Source organism: Bradyrhizobium mercantei, assembly GCF_001982635.1.
Classification (GTDB): Bacteria; Pseudomonadota; Alphaproteobacteria; order Rhizobiales; family Xanthobacteraceae; genus Bradyrhizobium; species Bradyrhizobium mercantei.
The window spans coordinates 427,856-437,492 of the sequence record NZ_MKFI01000005.1 but is presented as its reverse complement, the minus strand read 5'-3'; the positions used below and the strand labels follow the sequence as shown (position 1 = coordinate 437,492).

10 protein-coding genes and 1 tRNA gene are annotated in these 9,637 nt (G+C 62.9%); 4 read left to right on the top strand and 7 right to left on the bottom strand.

Features of this window, described 5'->3' with window-relative positions; all coding sequences use genetic code 11:
* Positions 1–2 precede the first annotated feature (2 nt).
* Positions 3–923 (top strand): metallophosphoesterase, encoded by a 921-nt coding sequence (locus tag BI327_RS24740; RefSeq protein ID WP_076863822.1) that lies wholly within the window; start codon positions 3–5, stop codon positions 921–923.
* A gap of 312 nt (positions 924–1,235) precedes the next feature.
* Positions 1,236–1,312: transfer RNA gene (locus tag BI327_RS24735), tRNA-Arg, on the top strand.
* Positions 1,313–1,378: 66 nt separating this feature from the next.
* Here the strand turns inward: BI327_RS24735 and BI327_RS24730 are convergent.
* From BI327_RS24730 to BI327_RS24715, 4 genes are all read right to left on the bottom strand, one after another.
* Positions 1,379–1,732: a hypothetical protein gene (locus BI327_RS24730; RefSeq protein WP_076863820.1), complete on the bottom strand. Its 354-nt coding sequence runs from the start codon at positions 1,730–1,732 to the stop codon at positions 1,379–1,381.
* Between the two features lie 315 nt (positions 1,733–2,047).
* Complete coding sequence (locus BI327_RS24725; RefSeq protein ID WP_076863818.1) at positions 2,048–2,470, bottom strand: PaaI family thioesterase; 423 nt, start codon at positions 2,468–2,470, stop codon at positions 2,048–2,050.
* A gap of 22 nt (positions 2,471–2,492) precedes the next feature.
* Entirely contained in the window at positions 2,493–3,731 is a 1,239-nt protein-coding gene (locus BI327_RS24720; RefSeq protein ID WP_076863816.1) for a CaiB/BaiF CoA transferase family protein, read from the bottom strand.
* On the bottom strand, positions 3,718–4,419 hold the full coding sequence (locus tag BI327_RS24715; RefSeq protein ID WP_210191227.1) for a haloacid dehalogenase type II: 702 nt from the start codon (positions 4,417–4,419) through the stop codon (positions 3,718–3,720). The genes BI327_RS24720 and BI327_RS24715 overlap by 14 nt, the downstream gene beginning before the upstream one ends.
* A 93-nt stretch (positions 4,420–4,512) precedes the next feature.
* On the opposite strand from BI327_RS24715, the gene BI327_RS24710 reads away from it, so the two are divergent.
* Positions 4,513–5,415 carry a LysR family transcriptional regulator gene (locus BI327_RS24710; RefSeq protein WP_076863814.1) on the top strand — a complete coding sequence of 301 codons (903 nt, stop codon included), beginning with the start codon at positions 4,513–4,515 and terminating at the stop codon, positions 5,413–5,415.
* On the opposite strand, the gene BI327_RS24705 is transcribed toward BI327_RS24710, so the two are convergent.
* A complete protein-coding gene (locus BI327_RS24705) occupies positions 5,412–6,821 on the bottom strand; it encodes an MFS transporter (protein ID WP_076863812.1) in 1,410 nt (469 codons plus the stop codon). The genes BI327_RS24710 and BI327_RS24705 overlap by 4 nt on opposite strands.
* 299 nt (positions 6,822–7,120) lie before the next feature.
* Between BI327_RS24705 and BI327_RS42965 the strand changes: the two genes are divergently transcribed.
* On the top strand, positions 7,121–8,383 hold the full coding sequence (locus tag BI327_RS42965) for a YXWGXW repeat-containing protein (RefSeq protein ID WP_076863810.1): 1,263 nt from the start codon (positions 7,121–7,123) through the stop codon (positions 8,381–8,383).
* Between the two features lie 60 nt (positions 8,384–8,443).
* Here BI327_RS42965 and BI327_RS24695 read toward each other — a convergent pair whose 3' ends face one another.
* Positions 8,444–8,866: a CBS domain-containing protein gene (locus tag BI327_RS24695; protein WP_076863809.1), complete on the bottom strand. Its 423-nt coding sequence runs from the start codon at positions 8,864–8,866 to the stop codon at positions 8,444–8,446.
* A 122-nt stretch (positions 8,867–8,988) separates the two neighbouring features.
* Positions 8,989–9,459, bottom strand: coding sequence for an aminoacyl-tRNA deacylase (locus tag BI327_RS24690; RefSeq protein WP_076864271.1), 471 nt, complete (start codon positions 9,457–9,459; stop codon positions 8,989–8,991).
* Positions 9,460–9,637 lie beyond the last annotated feature (178 nt).

The window sequence follows — 9,637 nt, the reverse complement described above, 5'->3', positions numbered from 1 at the left end:
TCATGACCGTGAGAGGATACGACATCGTTGGCGATATTCACGGGCATGCGGATCCTTTGCACCGATTGCTACAAGAACTCAGCTATACCGAGATCGACGGTGTTTTCCGACATCCCGAACGAAGAATGATCTTTGTCGGCGACTTCATCGATCGTGGCCCGCAACAACGAGAAGTTCTACGGATTGCCCGAGCGATGTGGGAGGCAGAATCGGCCCGCGCAGTTTTGGGAAATCACGAGTTCAACGCCATTGGCTGGGCTGCTCAAAGTGAGAACGGGCACTTTCTCCGAACTCACTCTCCGAAAAATGCGCACCAGCACGCTGAGTTTCTGCGGCAGTTTGAAGAAAATTCGGCCGCCCATCGGGACGCCGTCAATTGGTTCAAGAGTCTGCCCGTTTGGCTAGACTTGCCCGACATCCGGGTTATCCACGCATGTTGGCATGAACCTTCGCGTGAGGCCCTGATACCGTTGTTGGACGAGCGGGGATGTCTCACGGAGACTGGAATCATGGAGAGCTATTCTTATGGAACAGCACCAAACGCCGCTATCGAAATACTCCTCAAGGGCCCAGAACAGCGACTACCCGAGGGTATTCATTTTCTCGACAAGGACGGGCACAAGCGGGAGGAGGTGCGCCTCCGGTGGTGGGACGAGGCCGCCACGACGTTCCGAGGCGCCGCCCTCAGTATGGACGGGCGGGAAGACGAGTTGCCTGATTCAGCTCTCCCCCGAGATTTCCGATACACAGGGAATAAGCCAGTGTTTTTCGGCCATTATTGGCTGCAAGGCCTTCCCCAACTCACCGCCGGCAATGCCGCATGTCTCGATTTTAGTGTCGCCAAGAAAGGCTATTTAACTGCTTATCGATGGTCCGGTGAAGGAGAATTGTCGCCGAAGAATCTAGTTTCCGTGGCGGCGTAGATCTTGAATCATTGTTGCGCGTCCATCCCTCAATAGCGGTTGGAAGCCGGCAGAGAGACAATTGAACGAGCACCAGCGCTGTCAATGCACAAGTGGGCTTCCTATTGGCGGACGGACGAATCGCTGCAACGCAGCGGTTCGAACCGCGCCACAACCCCGGCACCCTCGGCAGGGCCTTTTTGGCGCACCCGACACGATTCGAACGTGTGACCGACGCCTGAAAGAGGGCAACGCACCCTCCAACCGAGCCCTCCCCCAGCCCGGACAACGCCGTTGCCGACCCGGAGGCAATCAGCTAAATGAACCCTGCACGCACCCGTAGCTCAGCTGGATAGAGCGTTGCCCTCCGAAGGCAAAGGTCACACGTTCGAATCGTGTCGGGTGCGCCATTTCTGCCCGCATAGGCTTTCTTGTCGGTCATTTCACCGAGCCGCTCGGTTGCAGGGACAGGAAACTCAGTTTTTCGAACCTTGCTTGCGCCTCTGCATTGGTACCGCCGAGGGCGCAGCCCAACCGTTCATTTGCAGGCAGATGAGGAGTTCGACATAGCTTTGTGCTCCCCCTGTCCCCGCCTCGAGTTCGCAGCTGGCGCGCGGTCCCGCCGGAGCGGTTGACCAGATCGCTTCCAGCTGTTGCCGCGCAATTGTCTCGTCACTCGTGCACTTGCTGGCGTCCTGGGCGAGTCCTGACGCCGTGTCGTCAGCGGACACATCCGCGCAAAGCGTCTTGATATCGTAGTTGGGTACGCTGTCTGATACCGGTACAGGCGGCTGACCAACGAGCGACAAAGCCAGCAATGCTGCCTTCATGAGATCCTCCCTTTGGGGCGTCACGCTTATCCATCGCCAGCGAACAGCGGCGGCAGACCTCACAACGTCGGGAGCAAATGACGCCCATGGTTGCGCAGCTTCCAGTACTTCCGTGGAAGCCCGCTCGGTCATTGACCGCCATGGGCACATCGGCATTGCCGATAGAGCGAACGTACAGCGAGAGCCACGTCTCGTTCAAGAACCGGGGCGTGCCGGCGCAGTGCGCCTGCGGATGCCGACAGCAAATATTTCGAGGTAATCCGCCGCTGCCGCCAGGAGGCTACTTTGCGACCCCGCGCGGCCTGCTGCCGCCTCTCAGCCCCGGTTCAGCAATTGCCAGGTCGATGTGGCAAACGCGATCGGCTCGCCGGCGGCGTTGGATGCCTGCGACTGCACGAAGAAGGTCTTCCGGCCACGCTTCAGGAAGCTCGCGCGGCAGGTCACGCGCCCTTCGCGGATCGCGGCGAGATATTGCACCTTCATCTCGAGCGTGGTGCCGGCACCCGCGAAATGGTTGACCAGATGCCCCATCGAGATGTCGAGCGCGGTCGCGAGTACGCCGCCATGCAGCGAGCCTTGCGGATTGAACAGTGGCTTCTCGACGTCGAAGGACACGATGCAGATTTCGCCCTGATAGGCGATCTCGAGGCCAAAGAAGCGCGACAGGAAGAACGACCCGAATTCCTGCCGCTCGTCGTCGACGGCGCGACGCAGCATCTGCTCGGCGATATCTCTCATGACGATACTCTCGTGACGATATTCAAACGGGTGATCGCACGAAGTTCCGCCCAAACTCTCCGAACGCGCCTTCGCTCGCGAATCTCTCGAGCCGATCGTCGGTCCAGCCGAGCCATTCCGCAAGCACCTCGCGCGTGTGCTCGCCGAGCGTCGGCGGCGGCGTGGAGGGCGCCGGCGGCTCGTCACCGAGCCGCGTCGGCCGGGCGATGAACTTCACGTCTCCCGCGGTCGGATGCCGGACGGTCTGGACCATGCCGCGCTGCGTGAGTTGCGGCGTTTCGCAGACCTCGCCGACCGACTTGATCGCGCCGCAGGGAATGCCGGCCACGCCCAGCGCCTGCAGCCAATCGGCACGGCTTCTCCCCGCGAAGATCGGCGCGAGGATCGCGACGAGTTCGTTCCGGCTCGCGGCGCGCTTGGGGGCGGTTGCGAAGCGAATGTCGTCGCGCAGGTCCGAACGGCCGATGACGTCGCAAAAAGCCGCCCAGAACTTATCGTTCGCGACCCCGACATTGATCCAGCCGTCGCTGGTTTCGAACGGCTCGTACGGACTGATGGTTGGATGCACGTTGCCGCGACGCTGCGGGCTTTGTCCCGTGGCGAAGTACATGCCGGCATTGAACGTCAGGAGCGACGCCATGGCGTCGAGCATGGAGACATCGACCCGCCCGCCCTCGCCGGTCCGGCTCTTTCGCATCAAGGCGGCGAGCACCGAATGTGATGCATAGAGTCCGGTGACGAGATCAGCGATCGACGTGCCGACCTTGGTCGGCGGTCCACCCGGATCACCGGTGATGTCCATCACGCCGGATTCCCCCTGAAGGATCAGGTCGTAGCCGGGACGGGCCGCGTCTGCCCCGGTGCGCCCGAACCCCGAGATGCTGCACAGGATGATGTCCGGCCGGCGGGCCCGCAGCGCGTTGAAGCCAAGCCCCCATTTGTCGAGCGTGCCAGGGCGGAAGTTCTCGATGACGACGTCGGCGACGGATGCAAGATCGAGCACCGCGTCGCGCCCGGCCGGTGACTTCAGGTCGATGGCGCAACTGCGCTTGTTGCGGTTGACCGATAGGAAGTACGCGCTCTCGCCGCCGACGAAGGGCGGCCCGTAACGGCGGCTTTCGTCGCCTTGCCGGGGATCCTCGATCTTGACGATATCAGCGCCGAGATCGCCGAGCTGCATCGTGGCGAACGGACCGGAGACCACCCGGCAGAGGTCGAGAACCCTGATGCCCGAGAGCGGCTCGCGATCAGACGATCGCATCGGCGAGCTCCTTCATCGACGGCACCAGGATGTCGGGCTGGTGCGGCGTGATGCCGAACGGGCGGCTGCGCCGGTCGATGAAGGCTGTCCGCATGCCGGCGGACTTGGCGCCAATGCAGTCGAAGGCATGATTGGCCACGAACAGCACCTCGTTGGGCTTCACGCCCATGATCTCGGCAGCTTTGGTGTAGGTCGCGACATGCGGCTTGAATGAGTTGGCTTCAGCCACCGAGATCACGCGATCGAACGGGACCTTGTGGTACTGCTTCGCGGTCTCGAGCATGTCCGGATCGCCGTTCGAGAGCACGACGAGCTTGTACTTGGTTTGCAGCCGCGCAAGCGCTTCCGGCACCTCCGGAAACGGCACCAGCTTCTCGATCTCGCCGACGAGGGTACGCACGTCATCCATCGTGTAGGCGATCTTTGCGCGATCCATCACGTGTGCAACCGCGCGGTGCCCGATCTCGCGATAGGGCGTGTGCTCGCGATGCAGCAGCGCATCGATCATCGAGTTCTCGAAATGGGTGCGACGCCACCAGGTGACGAACGAATTCGGATCGCCTTTCCAGCCCTTCCTCTCGAGAAACGGCGCCGCGATCCGGGTCAGGCCGCCCTGCATGTCGACGACTGTCCCATACTGATCGAACATGCAGATCTTCACGTCGCGCTTGATCGTCTCAAAGCTCATCATTGCCTCCTTGGTCGGATCGATTGATACGCCCTGCACCGTCATCGATGAAATGGATTTGTGATCTCTCGATATTCACGATATGAATGATGGATGAACCTTCGATCCATCGACCTCAACCTGCTCGTCGCGCTGGATGCACTTCTGACCGAGCGCCATGTCACCAAGGCGGCCGACCGCGTCGGCCTCAGTCAGCCAGCCATGAGCAACGCGCTGAACCGGTTGCGCGCGATGTTCGAGGACGAACTGCTGGTGCGGACGACCGCCGGGATGAAACCCACGCCGCGCGCCACTGAACTGGCGGAGCCGCTGCGCCAGGTCCTGCGCCAGGTCGAGCGCGTGATGGCGAGCGACGCCGGCTTCGACCCAAGCCGGACGGAACGCACCTTCACGATCAGGATGTCGGACATTCTCGCGTGTCTGCTGCTGCCGAGGCTCGCCGCGGCTCGGCCGCCGGACGCACGTATCTCCTACAATATCATCCATCTGCCGCCTTCGCTGACGATCGATGCGCTGGAGCGGGACGAGATCGATGTCGCTGTCAGCATGGGGCTCGAGCATTCCGCGTCGATCCGGTCGGAGACGCTGCTTCGCGACCGCATGGTCTGCCTGATGCGCGGCGGTCACCAGATCAAGCGTGGAAAACTGACCTTCGAGCGCTTCATCGCACAGGAGCACATGAAGGTCTCGATCAGCCCGACCGATCTGCGCTTCGTCGACGAGATGCTCGCCGAGCGCGGTCATCGAAGGCGCATCGTCCTGAACGTGCCGCATTGGCTCGTCGTGCCCCACGTGTTGAAGAGTACCGATCTGCTCGCTGTGATGCCGAGACACCTTGCCGCCGTGCTGATGGACGACGGCCTGAGGATGGAGGAACTGCCGTTCGAGTCCGCAGCCTTCGACTGGATGCTGTACTGGCATCGCAGATACGATCAGAGCAATGCGAACGGCTGGCTCCGCGACCGGATCCGAGCAGCCTGCTCCGGCCTGAGCTAGGCCCCGATATCCGCCGGCCTTCGCGCGATCGACGGCTGGCTTCCCGCCTCGCCCTCCGCGACGGCCGACGCGTCCTCCAGCGATTGTCCCTTGGTCTCGAATCCGAACATGAGAAAGACCACGGCCTGGAACACGAGGATCCCGGCCAGGGTCGTGAGTACGCCGGTCAATCCTTGCCAGGCGAAGATCGCGACCACGACGTACTGGACCAGCGCGGTCGCGATGCGTCCGGACGTGGCGCAGATCGCCGTGCCGCGAAGCCGATAGCGCGTCGGGAACAGTTCAGGGACGTGCATCGCGAACCCGGTCGCCAGCATCACATAGATCGCGGTGACGAGCAGGAAGCCGACGCCTGCGAGCGCAACACCGTCCGGCATGGAGGGATAGGCGATCCCGAGCGCCGCTGCCGCGATCGACGAGCCGACGATCGAGAGCCTGCGTCCGAGCCGGTCTGCCAGCACGAGCCCGATCAATGACCCGATCGGCCCGCCCAGCGCCATCACGGTGGTGTAGCCGAGCGAGGAGACCACGCTGTGCCCGCCCTTGACCATGAAGGTCGGCAGCCAGCCGATGAAGCCGTAAAGACTGAAGCCGACGACGATATGCAACAGGCTGCCGAGCAGCGTGCGCGCAAGATACGGCGGCTGGAACAGACGCCACACCGAACCGGGAGATTCCTGCGTCGGCGCGCTGGCAGCGACCGGAGCAAGCGGCCCCTTGCGCGTCGCCTCCGCCTCGATCGCGGATAGAATCTTTTCGGCTTCATCGGCGCGACCGTTGGCGGCGAGCCAGCGCGGCGATTCCGGCATCGACTTACGAAGGAACCAGACGACCATTGCAAGCAGACCGACAAGGCCGAACATGTAGCGCCATCCGAGCGTCGGGATCACCCACAGGCCGATCATGGACGACGCGAACAGCGAGAAGTTGGTGATCACGGCCAGCAGCCCGATCCAGCGGCCACGCGACGAGGCCGGCACGAACTCGGTCAAGGTCGCATAGCCGACCACGATCTCCGCACCGAGCCCGATGCCGATGATGAAACGCAGGCCGATCAGCACGGTCATGCTGGGCGCGAATGCCGCGGCGATCGACGCCAGGCCGAAGATCGCAAGATTCATCTGGTAGGAGAAGCGGCGGCCGAAGCGATCGCCGAGGATGCCTGAGAACCAGGCGCCAATCGTCATCCCGATAAAAGTCGCGGAGACGAACGCCGCATTGAGCTCGAGCGTGGACCAGCCTTGCTTAAGCACCGCACCCAGCACGCCGCCGGCCAGATAGATATCGAATGCGTCGAGGAACATGCCGGCGCCGATCAGCGCCAGGATGCGCCAATGGAATCCACAGATCGGCAGCCGGTCGAGGCGTGCGCCCGCGTTGATGTCGATGTCGGCGGATCGCGCCATTCCAAACCTCCCTGCCCGTCTTTGTGGGAGCCGGATGCTCCGGCCACCGATTGACGATGCGCAGAGGGTCGCCGTCCAATTCAAAACGAAAATTCGACTATTTGGCGCCGTGATGGTGCCGATGAAATCGCACGATCGCGTTCCATCCTGACACTGAGCTGACGTGCATCTGCTGTCATTAACGATCCCGCCGTCGCGCGGTCTCTTGATCGCGTGTCAGCAACATACATTCACAACGGGTTCATGTCGGCGCGCCTATTCGACTCCGAAGCTGGGGGAAGAAGATTGGAGTATGTGCCATGCGCCGCATCGCCGGACTGCCTTTCGCCCTCGCTCTCAGCCTCTACTGTCTCTCGCCGCCCACACCTGCGCGTGCGCAGCTCGGCATCAGCATCAGTGTTGATGCAGCACCGCCACCTTTGCCCGTCTATGAGCAGCCGCCGATTCCGGGCGACGGTTACATCTGGACCCCCGGCTATTGGGCATGGAGCGACGATACCGGTTACTACTGGGTGCCCGGCACATGGGTGCTTCCGCCTGCGCCCGCATTGCTATGGACGCCCGGCTACTGGGGCTGGAACGACGGCGTCTACGCGTTCCACGCCGGATATTGGGGAGCGACCGTCGGCTTCTATGGCGGCATCTCTTATGGCTTCGGCTACACCGGCGTCGGCTATGAGGGCGGCTACTGGCGCGGCGGCAGCTTCTTCTACAACAGCTCCGTCAACAACATCTCGAACGTCTCGGTCACCAACGTCTACAACAAGACCGTCATCAACAACACGACCAACGTCAGCTACAATGGCGGCACCGGGGGCACCACGGTGAGGCCGACGCCGCAACAGCTCGCCGCCCAGAACGGGCAGCACATGGCTGCGACCGCCGAGCAGACGCGACACGCGCAAGCAGCGATGAAGGATCCGGCGCTGACGCTCGCCAACAATCATGGTCACCCGGCAGTCGCCGCGACCGCGCACGCCGCACGGTTCAGCGGCGCGGGCGTGATCGCCGCGCATCCCGGCAAGCCCATCGCAGCGCCACCGCCGCGACATCCGCAGACTGCGACAGGCCACGCTTTGCCGACGGGAAACGCTCCGCCGGCAGGACACGCCCTCCCGACCGGAAACGCCTTACCGGCCGTGCACGCGCTACCGTCAGAGCATGCCCAGACGACGGGACATACTCAACCGACAGGGACCGCTCCGCCGGCGGGACATGCTCTTCCGACCGGAAACGCTCTGCCGGCCGTGCACGCTCCACCGACCGACCACGCTCAAACGACAGGACACGCACTCCCGACAGCGCACGCGCTGCCCGGTACCGGCAACCATCCCGCTCGGGCGCCTCACGTCGCCGCACCGGCCGTGCATGCGCCCAAGCCGCAGATCGCGCAGCATGCAGCGCCTGCGGCGCGCACGGCCGTGCATCCGCCGGCGCCGCGCGTCGCGCAAGCGGCTGTGCACCGTCTGCCGCCGCGGCCCGCGCCGCATGTGGCACGGCCAGCACCGCGGCCGCATCCTGCGGCAGCGAGGCCGCATCCGGCGCCACACCAGCATCAATGATCCCGTTCATCGGCGTGCCTGCAAGGGCACGCCGATTTCATATGTGAGGCCATCGACGCCTCAATGGTGATGAGCCGACACGCCCTTGACGCATTGGCTCAACAGATCGACGGTGGCGGATTGGCCGACATCACCCAGGCTGATCATGCCGACCATCCGCTTGCTCTTGTTGATCACAGGCAACCTGCGGATCTTCAGCGTCTCCATATGATGCACGGCTTTCGCCAGATCGTCGTCTTCCCGGCAGCAATGAATGCCTTCGGTCATCACGTCCCGCGCGGTCATGCGCGCGGCGTTGAAGTCCTTGCTCGCGAGGCCTTTGCAGACGATGTCGCGATCGGTCACCATCCCAATCAAATGGTCGTCTTTGCCGATCGGAATGCAGCCGACGTCGTGCCCTTGCATCAGTTTCGCGATTTCGGTGATTGGCGTGTCAGGGCTGACCCAGTCGACGCCCTTGTGCATCACGTCCTTGACTTTCATGGAGGACCTCCCTTCAAGGCAACAGCCCCCTTGCTGCCAATCATACAACAGAGCTGGCGCGCCTGCATGCGTGCTGCGCCCTGGTCAGGGCGCGCCGGCAGGTGGTGCGCTATCATGCCGCCTCAGTCGTGCGCACTGAAGCGGCCGTGCAGGGAACCGGCAGTCAAGCGATCGAATTGCGCGCGACCGAGGTGAAGCAACGTCTCATGATCGCCGGCTTCGATATAGAGCTCGGGCTGCATTTGAATGCTGTCATCAACGATAACGTCGAGCCCATAGCAGATGCCTGCGGCGGGAACCGCCCCATGCGCACAGTCGGCGAAGAGCCGATCAATCTCGCCTTCAGTGGCCATGGCGATATCGTCACCGAATCTCGCCTTTAAATCCGCCAGCCTGAGGTGATGCGATGCCGGCAGCACGGCGAGCAGGTAGCCGCCGTTGCGGCGCAGCACGACGGCCTTGGCCAGCCGATCGCCCGGGACGTGACAGGCCTGGGCGGTAAGGGCGGACGACATCGTCAGCACATGCGGGATTTCGTCGTACTCGATGCTTTCGGCAGCGAGATATCTATGCAGAGTGGGGGAAATAGTCATGGCGTCACCTCCGGTGCGACATGCAACCATCCACCGTGATCCCGCCCCGCCGCACGATGAGCGGCTGCGTAGTTCTCGAGACCGAGCATAAATCCTGTCGCTGGACACTGCAATTCGAACCATGGAGCCTCATTCCGATTGAATCGGAACGGGGCCCCCGGATTCTAATTTTGACGCG

Excerpts from the sequence above, each read along its gene's own strand:
- BI327_RS24720 (WP_076863816.1), bottom strand. The coding sequence starts at position 3,731 with ATGCGATCGTCTGATCGCGAGCCGCTCTCGGGCATCAGGGTTCTCGAC.
- BI327_RS24705 (WP_076863812.1), bottom strand. The coding sequence starts at position 6,821 with ATGGCGCGATCCGCCGACATCGACATCAACGCGGGCGCACGCCTCGAC.
- BI327_RS24730 (WP_076863820.1), bottom strand. The coding sequence starts at position 1,732 with ATGAAGGCAGCATTGCTGGCTTTGTCGCTCGTTGGTCAGCCGCCTGTA.
- BI327_RS24695 (WP_076863809.1), bottom strand. The coding sequence starts at position 8,866 with ATGAAAGTCAAGGACGTGATGCACAAGGGCGTCGACTGGGTCAGCCCT.
- BI327_RS24690 (WP_076864271.1), bottom strand. The coding sequence starts at position 9,459 with ATGACTATTTCCCCCACTCTGCATAGATATCTCGCTGCCGAAAGCATC.
- BI327_RS24725 (WP_076863818.1), bottom strand. The coding sequence starts at position 2,470 with ATGAGAGATATCGCCGAGCAGATGCTGCGTCGCGCCGTCGACGACGAG.
- BI327_RS24740 (WP_076863822.1), top strand. The coding sequence starts at position 3 with ATGACCGTGAGAGGATACGACATCGTTGGCGATATTCACGGGCATGCG.
- BI327_RS24710 (WP_076863814.1), top strand. The coding sequence starts at position 4,513 with ATGAACCTTCGATCCATCGACCTCAACCTGCTCGTCGCGCTGGATGCA.
- BI327_RS42965 (WP_076863810.1), top strand. The coding sequence starts at position 7,121 with ATGCGCCGCATCGCCGGACTGCCTTTCGCCCTCGCTCTCAGCCTCTAC.
- BI327_RS24715 (WP_210191227.1), bottom strand. The coding sequence starts at position 4,419 with ATGAGCTTTGAGACGATCAAGCGCGACGTGAAGATCTGCATGTTCGAT.